This is a genomic window from Sphingomonas morindae, assembly GCF_023822065.1.
Lineage (GTDB): Bacteria > Pseudomonadota > Alphaproteobacteria > Sphingomonadales > Sphingomonadaceae > Solisphingomonas > Solisphingomonas morindae.
This window is the reverse complement of sequence record NZ_CP084931.1, coordinates 211472-228541: the sequence shown is the minus strand read 5'-3', so window position 1 is coordinate 228541 and position 17070 is coordinate 211472. Positions and strand designations below refer to the sequence as shown.

The window sequence follows — 17070 nt, the reverse complement described above, 5'->3', positions numbered from 1 at the left end:
GAGAGACACGATGAGCGCCACCGATTATTTTGCCAACATCGCGCCGGTCACCTTCAAGGGCCCGGACAGCGAGGATGAACTCGCCTACCGCTTCTACGACAAGGACCGGGTCGTGCTCGGCAAGCGCATGGAGGATCATCTCCGCTTCGCCGTCTGCTTCTGGCACAGCTTCTGCTGGAACGGCTTCGACGTGTTCGGCGCCGGCACCTTCAACCGCCCCTGGCACGCGGGCGCCAATGATTCCGCCGCCGCCCATGCCAAGCGCGAGGTCGCGTTCGACTTCTTCTCCAAGCTCGACCTGCCCTATTATTGCTTCCACGATGTCGACGTGATGGCCGCCGCCGAGACGGTGACGGACTATCAGCGCCTGTTCGCCGAGGCGGTCGACCATCTCGAGGCGCTGCAGGGCCAGTCCAAGCGCAAGCTGCTCTGGGGCACCGCCAACCTGTTCAGCCATCCGCGCTATGCGGCGGGCGGCGCGACCAATCCCAATCCCGAGGTGGTGGCGTTCGGCGCGCTCCAGGTGCGCTCGGCGCTCGAGGCGACGCACCGGCTCGGCGGCGAGAATTACGTGCTCTGGGGCGGCCGCGAAGGCTATGAGACGCTGCTCAACACCGATATCGGCCGCGAGCTGGACCAACTCGGCCGCTTCCTCACCATGGTGGTGGAGCATAAGCACAAGATCGGCTTCAACGGCACCATCCTGATCGAGCCGAAGCCGCACGAGCCGACCAAGCATCAATATGATTTCGATACCGCCACCGTCTACGGCTTCCTCAAGCGCTACGGCCTCGAGAATGAGGTGAAGGTGAACATCGAGGCGAACCACGCCACGCTGGCGCGCCACACGTTCGAGCATGAGATCGCGACGGCGCGCGCGCTCGGCCTGTTCGGATCGATCGACGCCAATCGCGGCGACGATCAGAATGGCTGGGATACGGATCAATTCCCCAATTCGGTGGAAGAGATGACGCTCGCCATGGTCGAGATCCTGCGCGCCGGCGGCTTCACCACGGGCGGCTTCAACTTCGACGCCAAGGTGCGGCGCCAGAGCATCGACGCGGTCGACATGGTGCACGGCCATGTCGGCGCGGTGGACGTGATCGCGCGGGCGCTGCTCGCCGCGGCGGCGATCATCGAGGACGGCCGGATCGACGCCGCCCGGGCCGAGCGCTATGCCGGCTGGGATGGCGAGATCGGCCGCGCCATCACCGGCGAGGGCGCCTCGCTGGCGGCGATCGCCGATCTCGCGGTGGCGCACGACATCGCGCCCGCCCATGTCTCGGGCCATCAGGAGCGGCTGGAGAACCTCATCAACCGCTTCGTCTACAGCGCGCGCTGAGCCGCCGGGGCGCCGGCGGCCGCTCCTGGCCGCCGGCGCTCAGCCATAGAGGCGTTCGTCCCACCAGACCGGCTCGGGCAAGCTGTAGCTGATCCCCGCCGCATCGGGATGATCGAGATTGATCAGGATGTTGCGCTCCGGCCGCGCGGGTAGCGAGGGCACCAGCAGCAAGGCCGAGCGGCGTTCGGCGTGCCAGGCCGCGCCGAACAGCTTGCAGATGCTCTCGTCCTTGCCGTCCCAGCCGGGATAGGCGGCGGGCTGGAACATCTCGTAGCGAACCCCGGGCGCGATGGTGATGCGGATGAAATGCTGGTTGGGCGGCAGCACGCTGTTGGCGTGCACCAGCTTTTCCAGCATCGCCGTGGAATAATGTTCCGAGGTGTAGAGCAGCGGGCTGGCGGCGGTGTTCCAGCGGCCGGGATAGAGCCGCGCGCCCTCGCAATCATAGATGGGATAGGCGCCGTCGGGATCGCCGATGCGATAGGCGGTGAGCAGCCGGTCGGTGCGGATCGCGCTCACACGCCTCCGCCATAGGCGGCGCGGCCGAGCAGGTTGACCACCAGATCGGCGCCCGGGCTGGTGGCGAGCGCCACGTCGAGCGGCGGCTTGCCGTCGAGCATCGGATGCGGCCGCGCCAGAAACTCGCGCGCGCGCGCCGACTCCCCATAAATGTCCATCGCCATGCTGAACACCTTGGCGAGCCGGGCCAGGCGATCGCCCTCCTCGCTGGTGAGACGCTGCGACGCGGAGCGGCGGCGGCGTTCCAGCGTCGCCTTGGGCACCAGCCGGAACTTGAAGCGCGCGTCATCGGGCGCCACCGCATCGGCGAGCCGATCGAGCGCCGCGACGGGCAGGCCATGCTCGATCGAGGCGGCGAGCGCGAGCCGCGAGGCGGGCCGTCCCGCCGCCATGCCGAGCAGCGCCTCCACCGAGGCCGGTTGCGTGGCCATTGTCCATCTCCACATCAGCTGAGGCCGATATAGGCCTCTACCGAGGCGGGAGCAAGCGGGACGGCAGCCAAGCCCCGGCTCGCGCGTTGGCGCTGCGATGCTCGTCTTTCTCGATTTCGAGGCCTCGTCGCTCGGCCGGAACAGCTATCCGATCGAGGTCGGCTGGGTGTTCGAGGATGGACGCGGCGAGGATCATCTCATCCGCCCCGCGCCCGACTGGACCGACTGGGATGCGCGCGCGGAGGCGATCCATGGCATCCCCCGCGCCACGCTGGAGCGCGACGGCACGGCGCACGAGGCGGTGGCGGCGCGCATGGTGGCGGCCTTGGAGGGCCATATGCTGTGCGCCAGCGCGCCCTCCTGGGACGGGAAATGGCTGAGCGTGCTGCTCCGCGCCGCCGGCCTGCCGCGCCACGCGCTGCGGCTGCGCGACAGCGACGATATCCGCCGCGACGCCATCCTCGCCGGCTTCGGCACGCGGATCGCGCCCGACGCGCGGATCGCCGCCGCCGAGGCGCTGGCCGACAGGGTGAAGCGTGCCGCCGGCCCGCCCGCGCACCGCGCCCGCGCCGATGCGGAGGCCGAGCGCACGCTGTGGCTGGCGATGCGCGCCGCCGCCGAGGCGGATCCGCCGGGCTGAGCCGGGCGCTTGCCTCGCCCGCCGCGCGCCGCTAGCCTGGCGTCCGATCGCGCCGGTGCCCCACGGGGCCTAAGAGGGAATGCGGTGCGGGCGGTTCGCCGCCCAAGGCCGTGGCTGTCCCTGCAACTGTAAGCGGTGAGCGCGAGGCGCAGGGCGCCGTCCTTCGGGACGGCCCGGCCACTGGGAGGCGGGTTCGCCCGTCCCTGGGAAGGCGCGCCTCGCGTGATGACCTGCGAGCCAGGAGACCTGCCGGCGTTCGGTCGCTCTCGCCTTGGTCCAGGGGATGGCCCGGGCACGGCTGGTCCGTTCGAGCGACGCTGGCGGCGGGGCCGCACGGGCGATCCGGCGGGCGCGAGGCGTCCGGCCGCCGGCGCGCGCCCGGCCGCGCGCGCGGTCTGTCCCCGCCCGGTCGCGACGCCGGAACGGATGGACAGGTGACATCGGGATCTTTGCTCAAGCGCCGGATCGGCGTGCTCTATATCGCGCTGCTCGCCGCCAATGGCGGCGCCTGGATCTGGGCGCTGGCGCTGTTCGACCGCCAGCCCCTGATGCTGGGCACCGCGCTGCTCGCCTGGGGGCTGGGGTTGCGCCATGCGGTGGATGCCGATCACATCGCCGCGATCGACAATGTGACGCGCACCCTCATGCAGCGCGGGCGACGGCCGATCACCGTGGGGCTCTGGTTCGCGATCGGGCACAGCGCGGTGATCCTGATCGCCTCGGGCGCGGTCGCCTTCACCGCCTCCGCGCTGGCCGGCTTCGCGGCGATGCGCGCGGCGGGCGCGCTGCTCGCCACCCTCGTCTCGGCGGGGTTCCTGTTCGCGATCGCGGCGATCAACCTCGTCATCCTGCGCGGCGTGTGGCGCAGCTTCCGGGTGGTGCGCCATGGCGGCACCTATGCCGAGGAGGATCTCGATCTGCTGCTCGCCGGACGCGGACCGCTGGCGCGGCTGTTCCGACCGCTCTTCCGGCTGGTCTCGGCGAGCTGGCACATGGCGCCGCTCGGCTTTCTGTTCGGGCTCGGCTTCGACACGGCGACCGAGGTGGCGATCCTCGGCCTATCGGCGAGCCAGGCGGCGCAGGGCGTGGCGCTGGCGCCGGTGCTGGTCTTCCCCGCGCTGTTCGCCGCCGGCATGGCGCTGATCGACAGCACCGACGGGCTGCTGATGCTCGGCGCCTATGAATGGGCGTTCGTGCGCCCGATCCGCAAACTCTATTACAACATCACCATCACCGCCGTGTCGGCGCTGGTGGCGATCGTGATCGGCGGGATCGAGACGCTGGCGCTGATCGCGGGCCGGTTCGGGCTGCGGGGCGGCACCTGGGAGGTGGCGACCGCGCTGGGCGGCCGCTTCAACCTGCTCGGCTTCGCCATTATCGGCCTGTTCGCCGCCTGCTGGGCGCTGAGCTTCGCCATCTATCGCTGGAAAGGCTATGACGCGCTCGAGCCGAGACGCGCCGATCCCGTCGCCGCGCCGGCGGAATGAGCGGGCTCAGTGAAAATCGCGGCTGCGCTGGCGGATCAGCGTCTCGGGATCGGCGCCGCCGCCGAACGGCGGATAATAGCCGTTGTGCGCGGTCGGCAGGCGCGGCGTATCGCGCGGATCGCGGCCGCCGCCATGGGTGGCGCCATCGCCGGGGCCGGGGCGGAAGGGCAGGCCCTGATCGGCGATCGCGCGCAGCATCGGCGTATAGTCGATCACGCGATCGATGATGATGTGGGTGACGATGCCTTCGCGCTGCAACCGCCCGCGCAGCCCGACCATCGCCGAGGACAGGACGGTGCGGCGCTGCGCCTCGAACCGGTCGGGCCAGAGGATGCCGTTGGCGACGCCGGTCTCGTCCTCGATGGTGATGAACAACACACCCTTGGCGGATCCCGGCTTCTGGCGCACCAGGATGATCCCCGCCACCTCCACCGCGCGGCCATCCGGAACGCGGTCCAGCTCGGCCGCGGTGCGGATGCCCTGGCGGCGCAGCGCGGCGCGCAGGAAATGCAGCGGATGCGCGCGCAGCGACAGCTGGATGCTGCGATAATCCTCGATCACCTCGCGGCCCTCGGCGAGCGGCGCCAGCGTCACCAGCGGCTCCTCCGCCTCGTCGCCGGCGCCCGCCTCCCCGGCGCGGGCGGCGGCCGCCGCGAACAGCGGCAGCGGCGCCTCGGCCAGCCCCTTCACCCGCCACAGCGCCTGGCGCCGATCCTGGCCGAGCGCGTGAAAGCCATCGGCCTCGGCGATCCGCTCGATCGCGGCGCGCGGCACGCCCGCGCGGCGCCATAGCTGCTCGACACTCTCATAGGGCGCCTCGCCCCGCGCCGCGACGATCCGCGCGCCATGCATGTTGGCGAGGCCGCGCGCCAGGCGCAGCCCCAGCCGCACCGCCAGATAGGGGCCGGATCCGGGCTCCAGCGTGCAATCCCAGCGGCTGCGGTTGATGCAGGGCGGCCGCACCTCCACGCCATGGGCGCGCGCGTCGCGCACGATCTGGGCGGGCGCATAGAAGCCCATCGGCTGCGCGTTGAGCAGGGCCGCGCAGAAGATATCGGGATGATGGCATTTCATCCAGGACGAGGCATAGGCGATCTTGGCGAAGCTGGCGGCATGGCTTTCGGGGAAGCCGTAGGAGCCGAACCCCTCGATCTGCTTGAAGGTGCGTTCGGCGAACTCGCGCGGATAGCCGCGCGCCACCATGCCCTCCACAAGCTTGTCGTAGAAATGGCTGACCCCGCCGGTGAATTTGAAGGTGGCCATGGCCCGCCGCAGCGCATCCGCCTCGGCCGGGGTGAAGCCGGCGCCGACGATCGCCACCTTCATCGCCTGTTCCTGGAACAGCGGCACGCCCAGCGTCTTTTCCAGCACGGGGCGTAGTTCCTCAAGCGGATATTCGGCCTGTTCCTTGCCCTCGCGCCGGCGCAGATAGGGATGGACCATATCGCCCTGGATCGGCCCCGGCCGCACGATCGCCACCTCGATCACCAGATCGTAGAAGCGCGTGGGCTTCATGCGGGGCAGCATCGACATCTGCGCGCGGCTCTCGATCTGGAACACGCCCAAAGTGTCGGCGCGCTGGATCATCGCATAGACCTGCGGATCATCCTCCTGCAGCACCGGCGCGGCCATATCCATGACGAGGCCGCGATGCTCGGCGAGCAGCGCGAAGGCGCGGCGCATGCAGCCGAGCATGCCCAGCCCGAGCACATCCACCTTCATGAAGCGCAGCGCGTCGATATCGTCCTTGTCCCACTCGATCACCTGGCGGTCGGCCATCGCCGCCGGCTCGATCGGCACCAGATCGTCGAGCCGATCCTGGGTGAGCACGAAGCCGCCGGGATGCTGGGAGAGATGGCGCGGCGTGCCGATCAGCTGGCGGGCGAGATCGAGCGTCAGCGCCAGCCGCGGATCGCCGGTATCGAGGTTGAGCGCCGCGGCGTGGCGCTCGCCCACCCCTTCCACCGACCAGCCCCACACCAGCCCGGCCAGCGCGCCCGTCATATCCTCGGGCAGGCCCAGCGCCTTGCCCACCTCGCGCACGGCGCCGCGCGCGCGATAGCGGCTGACCACGGCGGTCAGCGCCGCGCGGGTGCGGCCATAGGTTTCATAGATCCACTGGATGATCTCCTCGCGCCGCTCATGCTCGAAATCCACGTCGATGTCGGGCGGCTCGCGGCGCTCGCCCGAGATGAAGCGCTCGAACAGCAGCTCGTGCTTGACGGGATCGATCGAGGTGATGCCGAGCACGAAGCAGACGCAGCTGTTCGCGGCCGAACCGCGCCCCTGGCACAGAATGCCGCGCCGTCGCGCCTCGGCGACGATGCGGTAGACGGTGAGGAAATAGGGCGCGTAGCCGAGCGTCTCGATCAGCCGCAGCTCGTGCGCGATCTGGCGGCCATAGGCGTCCGGCACGCCCTGCGGAAACATCTCCGCCGCGCCCTGGGCGGCGAGCCGCGCCAGCAGCGCCTGCGGGGTTTCGCCCGGGCTCGCCTCTTCCGGATATTGATAGCGCAGCTGATCGAAATCGAACCGGCATTGGGCGGCGATCTCGGCGGTGGCGGCGAGCGCGTCGGGATAGCGGGCGAAGCGCCGCGCCATCTCGGCGCCGGACTTGAGTTCGCGATCGGCATGGCGCTCGCGGCGGAAGCCGAGCGCATCGATGGTGCAGCCATGGCGGATCGCCGTCACCACATCCTGCAGCAGCCGCCGCTCGGGGCTGTGGTAGAGCACATCGCCGGTGACGACCGGGCGCACCCGCTTGGCGCGCGCCATACGGTCCAGCCCGTGCAGGCGCAGGGCATCGTCGGGGCGGCGGCGCAGCGCCAGGCTCATATAGGCGCGCGGGCCGAACAGGGCCGCCATGCGCGCCAGCGCCGCCTCGGTCGCGGCATCGGCGGCGTCGGGCAGCAAAATGCCGATCAGCCCCTCGCACCAGGCCGCCAGATCGTCCCAGTCCAGCGTGCAGCCGCCCTTGCCGGCGTGCGCCTTGCCGAGGCTGAGCAGCCGCGTCAGCCGCGACCAGGCGGCGCGATCGGTGGGATAGACGAGCAGGCTGGCGCCGCAGGCGAGATCCAGCCGGCAGCCGGGGATCAGCCGCACCCCGGTGGCGCGCGCCGCCTCCCAGGCGCGCACCAGCCCGGCCACCGAATTGCGGTCCGCCACCCCCAGCGCCGGCAGGCCGAGCGTGGCGGCGGCGGCGAACAGCTCCTCGCACGACGAGACGCCGCGCAGGAAGGAGAAGTGCGTCGTCACCTCCAGCTCGACATAGGCGGTGCCCGTCATGCGAAAATGCCATGGATGTGCCACGACAGATCGCCCGTGCCGGGATGCGCGCCATCGCCCCGACGGAACAGCCAGAAGCGTTCGCCGCGTTCATTCTCCACGCGGAAATAGTCCCGCACGGCATAGGCTTCGGCGGTGCGGCGCCACCATTCGCCGGTGATCCGCTCGGGCCCGTCGGCGCAGATCACGCGATGGGTGACGCCGCGCCACACGAAGCGGCGCGGCGGCTCGTCGGGCAGGCCCGCCAGGACATGATCGAGCCGCTCGGGCCGGCGCAGGATGCGCGCCGGGCGCGGCCAGCGGGTGGGCCAGGGCACCGCCTCGGCGAGCGGCGCGACCCGGCCGACGCTGCGCTCGGGCACGTCGCTTTCCAGCGCGCTGGGCGTGTAGAGCCGCGCCGGGCCGAGCCGCACCGCGATGCGATCCACCAGCGGCGCGAGATCGGGCGCCAGGCCGGTGCCGCCGGCGAGCGCGGCACGCGCCAGATCGGCCGCCGTCACCGGCGCGAGCGGATCGGCGCGCAGCACCACCAGCCGCATCGTCTCGATGCCGTAGCCGGGCTCGATCGTCTCGATCCGCATCGCCAGCAACCGCAGCAGATGCGCCGCCTCGCGCGTGGCGCGGGCGCAGCCGATATGCACCGTCTGCTCGGCCCGATCCACGCGCTGGCACACCAGCCGCACCAGCCGCGCGCCCAGCCCGCGCGCGCACAGCCGTTCGGCCAAGGTGGCGACCAGCTCGGCCAGCACGCGCGCGATCGTCTCGGCGGCGGCGATCGGCTCGGCGAAGCGCCGCTCGGCGATCACCGGCTCGATCGGGCGCAGCGCCGCGATCGGTTCGGCGCTCCGGCCCAGCGCCTGGTCCAGCCGGGCCAGCGGCGCCGCGAAGCGCCGGCCCAGCGGCGCGCGCGGCATCGCCACCAGATCGCCGATCCGCTCCAGCCCCAGCCGCCGCGCGGCATCGCGCTCCGCCGGGGCGATGCGCAGCGCCTCGATCGGCAGCGGCGCCAGCGCCGCCGCCTCGCCCTGGGGCGGGCACAGCCAGAGCGGCGCCGCGCGGAAGCGGGCCAGCGCATGGGCGGCGCCGACCGTGCCGGCAATGGCGATGCGCGCCTCCAGCCCGCGCCGCGCGCACAGGCCGAGGATGCGCCGCGCCATCCGCTCCTCGCCGCCATGAAGATGCGCCACGCCGGTGAGATCCAGCAGCAGCCCGTCCGGCGGATCGATCTGGACGATGGGCGTCCAGCGGCGCGCGGCGAGCGTGGCGAGCCGGGCGAGCAGCCGGGCATCGCCGGCGGGATCCTCGGGCTCCACCACCAGATCCGGCACCAGCGCCCGGCCATGGGTGATCGCCATGCCCGGCATCAGGCCCAGCGCGCGCGCGGCGGCACAAGCGGCGGCGATCACCATGCGCTGGCGCTCCGCCCGCGCCGTCACCAGCGGCGCCGCCGGCGCCGGGGCAGGGGCCGGAGCGGACAGCGCCGAAGCCGCGTCGGGACGGGGCGCGAACCGGCCCTTGAAGGGATTGTCCGCCGCTTCCGAACGGCGCCCCAGTTCGCGCGGGCTCGGCCGCTGATGCGCGGGCAGGCCGGCAATCTCGGCATCGCGCAGCGCGCGCCGCACGCTGCCGGCGGTCTCGCCCGCCTCGCGCATCGCGCCGCCGGCGGCCGCCGCCTCCGCCTGCGCCCAGCGCGCGCCGGGCCGCCAGCCGCCGCCGCGCGGGCAGGAACAGGCCGCGTCGCTCTCCGCCTCGCCCGTTTCGGCCAGGGCGGCGAGCGCGGGACCGGCGCCGCGCGCCTGTTCGGCCTGATCAGGCCGCCCGCCGGGCCGCGTCATCGAGCGGCGCAGCCGATCGATCGCGAGGCTCGGCAGGACGAGCGAGGCGACCCTGCGCATCGCATCCCTCCACTATCCAGCTATGGGGCGCACCGCCGCGCTGCCGCGCCAGCGCCACGCGCCAGCAGGCGCGCCCCACCCCCGGCACCGGCAGCGGCACCGAAGGCGCGCAGCCGATCCGCCAGCGCGTGACGGCGGCCGAAGGCTCGGCCAGCGGATCCTCGGCGGCGCGACGCCAGCGGCGCAGCAGCAGCGCCAGCGCGCCGCCCTCCTCGGCGGCGAGCTGGAGGCGGCGCGTCGCGGTCATGCCGATCCGCGTCACCTCGCCCACCACCGCCGCCGCGCCGCCATGGCGCAGCGCATCCTCCATCACCGCCAGCGCATCCGCATCGCGACCGGCTTCGATCTGGATCAGCCGGCCGGCGGGCAGGCCGGCGCCGGCGAGGCCCGGCGCGAAGAGATCGGGCCGCGCCATGATCCACAGCACCGGCGCGGCGGCGGCGCGGGCCGCGAGACCAGCGACGAACAGGGTGGCGGCGGCATCATCGCCGATCGCCACCGTCTCGCCCGCCACCTCGTGCAGCGCGGCACGCGCCAGCCCGCCGCCAGCGAGCCGCGAATCGATCTCCGGGAGATCGAAGCCAAGGCTCGCCCCCTCGCCCCGGCCGACCGGCGCGAGCGCACGGATTTCGGCCTTGAGGGCTTCCAGCCGGGCAGAGGCGGGACTAAGCGACATGACGAGGACACGACTCCGTTGTTCTCCTTATGTTCTTCTCGAACGCGCATGGAGTCAACCATCGGCGGGCGATGGCGACGGAGGGGCGGCGGCGCCGGCGCCGGGCCGGCTCAGCCGTTCCAGAGGCGGATCACCGGCTCGCTACGATCATGCTCATAGCCCAGCCGGCTGACGGCGGCGGTGCCGAGGATCAGCGCGCCGCCGAATTCCGGCGCCTGGCCGAGCCAGGTGGCGGCGAAGACGCGCAGGAAATGGCTGCTCGAGAAGATCAGCACATCCGCATCGAGCGCGCGCGCCGCCGCGACCATGCGCGCCGCGCGCGCGCCGACATCCGCCGCCGTCTCGCCGCCGGGGCAGCCATCGCGGAACAGGCGCCAATCGCCGCGCTCGGCGATGATCTCGCGCGTGGTGCGGCCCTCATAGGCGCCATAATCCCATTCGGCGAGATCCTCGCGCACCTCGGCGCGATCGCCGAAGCCGGCCAGCGCGCAGGTGTGGCGCGCCCGGCTGGACGGGCTGGTCCACACCGCCGCCACGCGCAGATCCGCAAGCCGCGGCGCCAGCGCGCGCGCCGCCGCCTCGCCCGCCTCGGTCAGCGGGATGTCGGTGCGCCCGGTATGTTGGCCGGACAGGCTCCAGGCGGTTTCGCCATGGCGGACGAGATGCAGGACAGGAAGATCGGACATAGCGGCTCCGCATGAGGGAAAGGCGGCAAGGCTTCGCGCCTACGGTCGATAAGGCAAGCTGTTCCAAGCTTTAGCCTCGCGCGCCGGCGTCCGCATCGGCCTTCTCGGCCGCCGCCTCCTCTTCCAGCCGGGCGCGATAGGCATCGGCGCGACGCATGACCGGCGTGGCACTGATGCCATGCAGCAGGATCGAGCAGAGCACCGCCAGCGACGCCGCCGTCCAGATCGTCTGGCTTTGCGGAAATTCGGCACGGTTGAGGCCATATTGCAGATAAAAGAAGGTGCCGATCCCGCGAATGCCGAAGGCCGCCATCAGCAGGCGCGAGGCCCAGGGCAAGGGCGCGCCGAGAAAGCCGATCATCGCGGCGGCCGGGCGCACCACCAGCATGAGCAGGGCGACGAAGCCAAACATGCCCCAGTCCAGCCGGTGCAGCCCCACCTTGCCCAGCCCCCAGCCGAACAGGAGCAGCACCAGCATCACCAGCACGCGCTCCACCTGCTCGGAAAAATCCGCCATGGCGCCGTGGAACGCATCCTCGGGCTTGGTCGATCGGATCGCCACCGCCGCCACGAACACGGCGATGAAGCCGTTGCCGTGCAGGATCTGGCTGATGCCATCGATCAGAAAGGCGATGCCGATCGCCGCCAGCCCCTCGCCCGTGTCGGAGAGTTTCAGCCGGGGCAGCTTGAACATCATCAGCCCGAAGCCGCGCCCCAGCACCAGCCCGATCGCCGCGCCGACCACCAGCTCGAGCGCGATATCCACCCCCAGCCAATGGCCGAGATCGAGCCGCCCCTGCTGCAGCGCCAGCGCGAGCGCGACGAAGGGCATGGCGAGCCCGTCGTTCAGCCCCGCCTCGGCGGTGAGGCCGAAGCGGCTATGACCGCCATCGCCGGTGCCGGGCGGCCCGGTCTGGACATCGGCGGCGAGCACGGGATCGGTGGGCGCCAGCATCGCCGCCAGCAGCAGCGCGGCCGGCGCGGCGAGGCCGAGCAGCGCCTGGCCGGCCAGGAAGAGCGCGCCGATCGTCAGCGGCATGGCGATCAGCAGCAGCCGCCACACCGGATCCCAGCGCCGCACGCCGAAGCGCCGGTCCAGCCGCAGCCCCGCGCCCATCAGCGCGATCAGGATCACCGCCTCGTTGAGCTGCTCGGCGAGCGCGCTCTGCCCGAACTGGCGGGCGTCCATATGCACCCAGCCGGTGAAGGACAGGCCATAGCCCGCCGCCAGGAACAGGATCGGCAGCGAAATCGGCAGGTGGCGCAGCAGCAGCGGCAGCCAGGTGGCCAGCACAAGCATGCCGCCCAGACCGGCGAGCAGGGCGGCATGGGGAAGATCGATCATCGCCCGGCCAACGCGCGACCGCCGCTAAGGCTCAGCGCCGATCGATTTTAGCGGGCACCCCACAAGGGATGGGCGCCGGCGGCTTAGCCGTCCACGAGCCGCAGCCGCCCGTCCGCCAGCGCCTCCACGCGCAGCGCCGCATAATCGGCGATGCGCGGCGAGGCGCTCTCCACCGCATGGCTGTGGGTGGCGGTGATGAGCAAGGTCGCCATGCCGGCAGCCTCGGCGGCGGCGAGCCCCACCCGCGTATCCTCGAAGACGAGACATTCCGCCGGGGCATGGCCGAGCCGCTCGGCGGCGAGCAGAAAGCCATCGGGCGCGGGCTTGCCGCGCGCGACATCGTCGGCGGTCACGATCACCTCGGGCAGCGGCAGGCCCGCCGCCGCGAGCCGGCGCAGCGCCAGCGCGCGCGGCGCCGAGGTGACGATCGCCCAGCGCTCGGCCGGCAGGCTGGCGAGCAGCGCGACCGCTCCGCCGATCGCCTCGATCCCGTCCAGCTCGTCAAGCTCGGCCTCGGTGATGCGCGCCGCCTCGGCCTCGGCATCGACGCCGGGCAGCCCCAGGCTCCGCACCGTGTCGACCGCGCGGGCGCCATGGATGGTGGCGAGGAAGGGCTCGACATCGAGGCCCTTGGCGCGTGCCCAGGCACCCCAGACGCGGTTGGCGGCCTTGATCGACGTCAACAGCGTGCCGTCCATGTCGAACAACAGGGCCTCGAAGACACGGCCGGACCAGGGTGACGACATGGGCGCAATTCCTCCTGGCGCCCCTATGGCGGCTGGGCTGCGGCGTGTCGAGCGCCGCCGCCCTCACGCGCGCGGAAGGATCAGCCGGGTGGCGCGCGCGGCGAGCGTTCCCAGCGTCGCCAGCGTGTCGGGCACGCAGGCGCGCGGCGCGGCATCGAACACGCACAGCGCGCCCAGCGCGAGGCCGGGCGCCACCGCGAGCGGCGCCGCCGCGTAGAAACGGATGCGCACCCCGTCCAGCACCAGCGGATTGCCGGCGAAGCGCGCATCCTCGCGCGCGTCGGGCACGCAGAATAGCTGCTCGGGCGTGAGGATGGCATGGGCGCAGAAGGCGCAGGCGCGGCTCGTCTGCCGCGCCATGATGCCGTGCGAGGCGACGAACCACTGGCGATCCCGGTCGATGATCGAGAGCGCGGCGGCGGGGGTCGCGCACAGGGCCGCCGCCGCCGCCACGATCTCGTCCAACGCCGGCGTGGCCACCAGGCCGAGCACGCCCGATCGCTCCACCATCCGCTGGCGCTCGGCCTCGTTGGCCGGGCGCGGCGCGGCCGAGAAGAAGGGCACGGTCATGCCGCGCGCTCCACCGCCGGCGGCGCGTCATCCAGCGCGTCGATCAGCGCGTCGAAGGCGGCATCCACGGGCAGCGGGAAGGCGTCGCGCAGCAGGCGGCCGGTGAGATCGGCGCGCGCGATGCGCAGGCAGTTCTTGCCGCCATGCTTGGCCTCGTACATCAGCTTGTCGGCCCAATCGAGGAAGCTGTCGGCGGGATCGATGCGCTCGTTCGGGAGCAGCAGCACGCCCATGCTGCACGTCACCTGGAACCCCGTCGCGGCCAGCGCGCGCGATAGCCGGTCGTGCAGCGATTCGGCGACCTGCTCGCCCTCGTCGCAGTGGCGCACGGTGAGCAGGGCGACGAACTCGTCGCCGCCGATCCGCGCGAACAGATCGTCGCCCCGCAGCGCGGCGGCGGCCACGCCGGCGAAGCTCTGCAACACGCGATCGCCCGCCGCATGGCCGTGCTTGTCGTTGATCTGCTTGAAGCCATCGAGATCGATATAGGCGAGCAGCACCGCCCGCCCGCGCCGCCGCGCCATGGCGAGCTTAGGCGCCAGCCGGGTGAAGAAGGCGGCCTTGTTGAGCACGCCCGTCAGGCTGTCGGTCTCGGCGGACCAGCGCTCAAGCGCCAGCGCCGTGCGCAGCGCGTGCGCCACCAGCGCCAGCAGCAGCAGCAGGATGAGGCGGCCGCTCATGTTCCAGATGATCGGCCCCAGCCCGATCATCGCCGCCGGCAGCGGATGCCACAGCCCGATGAGGATCATCAGCGTCTCGGCCAGCAGCGCCACGGCATAGCCGGCGCGCTCGCCCAGCAGCCAGGCAGCGCCGCAAGTGGCGAGCATGTAAAGAAGAAGCGGGCTCACCACCGGGCCGGACACGAAATCGAACACGGCCGCGGCGAGCAGCAGCGCGGCGGCGGCGGCGCGCGCGCGGCGCGGCCGCAAGGTCATGCTGTGGCGCACCGCCGCGATAAGAAATCGTGCCGCCCCAGATACTTTCGGCGCTTCGCCCATAATCCGTCTCCCCGCGACGCTGCTAGGACAGAGATGGTTAGCGACTTGTAAACCGACCAAGGCCGCACCGCCATCCTGCGATGAAGCGCACGCCTGCGGTCGAGCGGCTAAAGTGCGTGGTGCTACAAAGGCTTAGCGCTGGGCGGCAAAGTCACCAGCGCCGCGCTGACGCTCGCCGGGCACTGGCCGGGCCGGATTGTATCCATTTTGGACATCTTTTCCTAAGCCACGGGCAAAATGGCGCTATTGTCGAGATGGGGCGAGGAGGGGGCGATGCGTCAGATTGTCTATACGAGCGTCCGCCGGACACTCCTTGACGATGCCGCGCTGATCGCGCTGCGCCGGCTCGCCGAGCGCCGCAACGCGCGGCTCGGCGTCACCGGCCTGCTCGTCTATGATGGGCAGCGCTTCATCCAGGCGCTGGAGGGCGAAGCCGAGGCGCTGGCGACGCTGATGACGGCGATCCTGCACGATGCGCGGCACGAGGCCGTCGAGATTCGGGTCAATCGCGCCATCGCGCGCGCCGAATTCGGCGACTGGTCGATGAATTTCCGCCACGCCTGCAACAGCGCGGACGCCGGCCGGCTGGTGGCCACGGTCAAGGCGGATGTCGCGCGGGTGAGCGACAGCCACCTCCAGGCGGCCTTTATCGGCTTCGCCGTGCTGGGCTCCCGCCGCTAGCCGCGCCGGACGGCCCGGCTCAGCCGGCGCCCGGCCCCGAATGGACGACGCGCGTCTCGAACGGCGCGAGCGCGACCGCGCCCGCCAGCCGCGCCGGCCGGCGCGTCAGCGGATCGGTGCCGATGATGGCGTCGTCGGGCGCCAGGGTGAGGCTGGCCGGGCTGTCGGTGAAATTCGCCACCACCAGCAGACGCGCGCCTTGCAGCGTGCGCTCATAGGCGAAGATCTGGCGATGATCGGGCGCGATCAGGCGGAAGCGGCCGTGGCGGATCAGCGGCATCGCCTTGCGCAGCGCGATCAGCCGGCGATAGCGCTGGTACACGCCTTCGGGATCGGCGCGGTCCGCCGCGACATTGACGCGGTCATGATTGGGGTTGATCGCGAGCCATGGCGTGCCCGTGGTAAAGCCCGCCCCCGGCCCCGCGCTCCACTGCATCGGGGTGCGCGCATTGTCGCGGCTGCTGGCGCGCGCGCCGGCGAGGAAATCCGCCTCGCTCATCCCGGCGGCGCGCTGGATCTGGTGGAAGTTGAGCGTCTCCACGTCGCGATAGGCATCGATGCTGGTGAAGCCGGCATTGGTCATGCCGATCTCCTCGCCCTGATATACATAGGGCGTGCCCTTCATCAGGTGCAGCACCGTCGCCAACATCTTGGCCGAGGCGACGCGGTGGACGCCGTCGCTGCCATAGCGCGATACCGCGCGCGGCAGATCGTGGTTGCTCCAGAACAGCGAGTTCCAGCCCTTGTCCTCGAGCGCGGCCTGCCATTTGGCGAAGCTGGCCTTGAGCACGGGAAGATCGATCGGCTTGGGCTTCCACTTGCCCAGCTTCTCGTCCTGGAAACGGGTGACATGCTCGAATTGGAACACCATCGACAGTTCGTGGCGCGCCGGATCGCTGTAGAGCGGCGCGTTCTCGGGCGTGGCGCTCCACACCTCGCCCACCGTCACGCAATCATGCCCGCGCAGCGCGGCGGCGTTCATCTCCTGCAGATAGGGATGGAGTTGCGGGCCGTTGGCGGTGATGCCGCGGGGGATGTCCTTGCCGATCAGATCGATCACATCCATGCGGAAGCCGGCGACGCCGCGCGCCAGCCACCAGCGCATCATCGCATAGACCTGCTGGCGCAGCGCCGGATTGGCCCAGTTGAGATCGGGCTGCTGCGCCGCGAACAGGTGCAGATAATAGAGCCCCGCCACCGGATCGCGCGTCCAGGCCGAGCCGCCGAAATTCGAGCCGAGATCGTCGGGCGCGCCCTTGGCCGGCGGCGTTTCGCGCCAGATATAGTAATCGCGATAGGGCGAATGCGGGTCGGCGCGCGCCTGCTGGAACCAGGGATGCTGGTCCGAGGTGTGGTTCACCACCAGATCCATGACGATGCCGATGTCGCGGCGGCGCGCCTCGGCGATCAGCCGGTCCATATCGGCGAGCGTGCCGAAACGCGGGTTGATCGCCTCATAGTCGGAAATGTCATAGCCATTGTCGACCATCGGCGAGGCATAGACGGGCGAGAGCCAGATGAAGCCGATGCCGAGATCGCGCAGATAATCCAGCTTGGAGACGATGCCGGCGAGATCGCCCACGCCATCGCCGTTGCTGTCCGCGAAGCTCGCGGGATAGACTTGGTAGCCGGTGGCGCGCTGCCACCAGGGCTCGTCCGCCGCCGCCTGTCCGGCCGCACGGGCGGCCCCCGTTTGCTCCAGCGCGCCTGCCATGGCCAGCCCCACCAGCAGCGATCGTCGTGACATGGTCATGCCGTCTTCTCCCAGA

General features: G+C 71.5%; 15 protein-coding genes and 1 riboswitch. Of the genes, 4 read left to right on the top strand and 11 right to left on the bottom strand.

Annotated features, from left to right (window positions below):
- Nucleotides 1-10: 10 nt before the first annotated feature.
- The gene (gene xylA, locus LHA26_RS17770) at nucleotides 11-1342 is read left to right on the top strand and encodes a xylose isomerase (RefSeq protein ID WP_252168835.1); all 1332 of its coding nucleotides are present in this window, start codon (nucleotides 11-13) and stop codon (nucleotides 1340-1342) included.
- 39 nt (nucleotides 1343-1381) lie between these two features.
- Here the strand turns inward: xylA and LHA26_RS17765 are convergent, their stop codons facing one another.
- Together LHA26_RS17765 and LHA26_RS17760 are read right to left on the bottom strand one after the other, a co-directional pair.
- Nucleotides 1382-1861 (bottom strand): RES family NAD+ phosphorylase, encoded by a 480-nt coding sequence (locus LHA26_RS17765; RefSeq protein ID WP_252168834.1) that lies wholly within the window; start codon nucleotides 1859-1861, stop codon nucleotides 1382-1384.
- The gene (locus tag LHA26_RS17760; RefSeq protein WP_252168833.1) at nucleotides 1858-2292 is read right to left on the bottom strand and encodes an Xre family toxin-antitoxin system antitoxin; all 435 of its coding nucleotides are present in this window, start codon (nucleotides 2290-2292) and stop codon (nucleotides 1858-1860) included. The genes LHA26_RS17765 and LHA26_RS17760 overlap by 4 nt, the downstream gene beginning before the upstream one ends.
- A 97-nt stretch (nucleotides 2293-2389) precedes the next feature.
- On the opposite strand from LHA26_RS17760, the gene LHA26_RS17755 reads away from it, so the two are divergent.
- Both LHA26_RS17755 and LHA26_RS17750 read left to right on the top strand, forming a co-directional pair.
- The gene (locus LHA26_RS17755) at nucleotides 2390-2932 is read left to right on the top strand and encodes a 3'-5' exonuclease (RefSeq protein ID WP_252168832.1); all 543 of its coding nucleotides are present in this window, start codon (nucleotides 2390-2392) and stop codon (nucleotides 2930-2932) included.
- A 36-nt stretch (nucleotides 2933-2968) separates the two neighbouring features.
- Nucleotides 2969-3200: riboswitch (cobalamin riboswitch) on the top strand.
- Between the two features lie 166 nt (nucleotides 3201-3366).
- Nucleotides 3367-4419, top strand: coding sequence for a HoxN/HupN/NixA family nickel/cobalt transporter (locus LHA26_RS17750; RefSeq protein ID WP_252168831.1), 1053 nt, complete (start codon nucleotides 3367-3369; stop codon nucleotides 4417-4419).
- Nucleotides 4420-4425: 6 nt separating this feature from the next.
- On the opposite strand, the gene LHA26_RS17745 is transcribed toward LHA26_RS17750, so the two are convergent.
- The 8 genes from LHA26_RS17745 to LHA26_RS17710 form a co-directional block, all read right to left on the bottom strand.
- Nucleotides 4426-7704: an error-prone DNA polymerase gene (locus LHA26_RS17745; protein WP_252168830.1), complete on the bottom strand. Its 3279-nt coding sequence runs from the start codon at nucleotides 7702-7704 to the stop codon at nucleotides 4426-4428.
- Nucleotides 7701-9599, bottom strand: coding sequence for a Y-family DNA polymerase (locus tag LHA26_RS17740; RefSeq protein ID WP_252168829.1), 1899 nt, complete (start codon nucleotides 9597-9599; stop codon nucleotides 7701-7703). The genes LHA26_RS17745 and LHA26_RS17740 overlap by 4 nt, the downstream gene beginning before the upstream one ends.
- Nucleotides 9514-10275, bottom strand: coding sequence for an ImuA family protein (locus LHA26_RS17735; protein ID WP_252168828.1), 762 nt, complete (start codon nucleotides 10273-10275; stop codon nucleotides 9514-9516). Before LHA26_RS17735 ends, LHA26_RS17740 begins: the two co-directional genes overlap by 86 nt.
- A gap of 110 nt (nucleotides 10276-10385) precedes the next feature.
- Nucleotides 10386-10961: a histidine phosphatase family protein gene (locus LHA26_RS17730; RefSeq protein ID WP_252168827.1), complete on the bottom strand. Its 576-nt coding sequence runs from the start codon at nucleotides 10959-10961 to the stop codon at nucleotides 10386-10388.
- A 70-nt stretch (nucleotides 10962-11031) separates the two neighbouring features.
- On the bottom strand, nucleotides 11032-12306 hold the full coding sequence (locus tag LHA26_RS17725) for a cation:proton antiporter (protein ID WP_252168826.1): 1275 nt from the start codon (nucleotides 12304-12306) through the stop codon (nucleotides 11032-11034).
- An 83-nt stretch (nucleotides 12307-12389) separates the two neighbouring features.
- Nucleotides 12390-13052 (bottom strand): HAD-IA family hydrolase, encoded by a 663-nt coding sequence (locus LHA26_RS17720; RefSeq protein ID WP_252168825.1) that lies wholly within the window; start codon nucleotides 13050-13052, stop codon nucleotides 12390-12392.
- A 63-nt stretch (nucleotides 13053-13115) separates the two neighbouring features.
- Nucleotides 13116-13622, bottom strand: coding sequence for a GAF domain-containing protein (locus tag LHA26_RS17715; RefSeq protein ID WP_252168824.1), 507 nt, complete (start codon nucleotides 13620-13622; stop codon nucleotides 13116-13118).
- Nucleotides 13619-14557: a GGDEF domain-containing protein gene (locus tag LHA26_RS17710; protein ID WP_252168823.1), complete on the bottom strand. Its 939-nt coding sequence runs from the start codon at nucleotides 14555-14557 to the stop codon at nucleotides 13619-13621. Before LHA26_RS17710 ends, LHA26_RS17715 begins: the two co-directional genes overlap by 4 nt.
- Before the next feature lie 336 nt (nucleotides 14558-14893).
- On the opposite strand from LHA26_RS17710, the gene LHA26_RS17705 reads away from it, so the two are divergent.
- Nucleotides 14894-15301, top strand: coding sequence for a BLUF domain-containing protein (locus LHA26_RS17705; protein ID WP_252168822.1), 408 nt, complete (start codon nucleotides 14894-14896; stop codon nucleotides 15299-15301).
- A gap of 19 nt (nucleotides 15302-15320) precedes the next feature.
- Here the strand turns inward: LHA26_RS17705 and LHA26_RS17700 are convergent, their stop codons facing one another.
- Nucleotides 15321-17054 carry a glycoside hydrolase family 13 protein gene (locus LHA26_RS17700; protein ID WP_252168821.1) on the bottom strand — a complete coding sequence of 578 codons (1734 nt, stop codon included), beginning with the start codon at nucleotides 17052-17054 and terminating at the stop codon, nucleotides 15321-15323.
- Nucleotides 17055-17070 lie beyond the last annotated feature (16 nt).

Coding starts and splice junctions, on each gene's coding strand:
- LHA26_RS17740 (WP_252168829.1), bottom strand. CDS start 9,599: ATGCGCAGGGTCGCCTCGCTCGTCCTGCCGAGCCTCGCGATCGATCGG.
- LHA26_RS17730 (WP_252168827.1), bottom strand. CDS start 10,961: ATGTCCGATCTTCCTGTCCTGCATCTCGTCCGCCATGGCGAAACCGCC.
- LHA26_RS17760 (WP_252168833.1), bottom strand. CDS start 2,292: ATGGCCACGCAACCGGCCTCGGTGGAGGCGCTGCTCGGCATGGCGGCG.
- LHA26_RS17715 (WP_252168824.1), bottom strand. CDS start 13,622: ATGACCGTGCCCTTCTTCTCGGCCGCGCCGCGCCCGGCCAACGAGGCC.
- LHA26_RS17710 (WP_252168823.1), bottom strand. CDS start 14,557: ATGACCTTGCGGCCGCGCCGCGCGCGCGCCGCCGCCGCCGCGCTGCTG.
- LHA26_RS17725 (WP_252168826.1), bottom strand. CDS start 12,306: ATGATCGATCTTCCCCATGCCGCCCTGCTCGCCGGTCTGGGCGGCATG.
- xylA (WP_252168835.1), top strand. CDS start 11: ATGAGCGCCACCGATTATTTTGCCAACATCGCGCCGGTCACCTTCAAG.
- LHA26_RS17705 (WP_252168822.1), top strand. CDS start 14,894: ATGCGTCAGATTGTCTATACGAGCGTCCGCCGGACACTCCTTGACGAT.
- LHA26_RS17745 (WP_252168830.1), bottom strand. CDS start 7,704: ATGACGGGCACCGCCTATGTCGAGCTGGAGGTGACGACGCACTTCTCC.
- LHA26_RS17700 (WP_252168821.1), bottom strand. CDS start 17,054: ATGACCATGTCACGACGATCGCTGCTGGTGGGGCTGGCCATGGCAGGC.
- LHA26_RS17720 (WP_252168825.1), bottom strand. CDS start 13,052: ATGTCGTCACCCTGGTCCGGCCGTGTCTTCGAGGCCCTGTTGTTCGAC.
- LHA26_RS17735 (WP_252168828.1), bottom strand. CDS start 10,275: ATGTCGCTTAGTCCCGCCTCTGCCCGGCTGGAAGCCCTCAAGGCCGAA.
- LHA26_RS17755 (WP_252168832.1), top strand. CDS start 2,390: ATGCTCGTCTTTCTCGATTTCGAGGCCTCGTCGCTCGGCCGGAACAGC.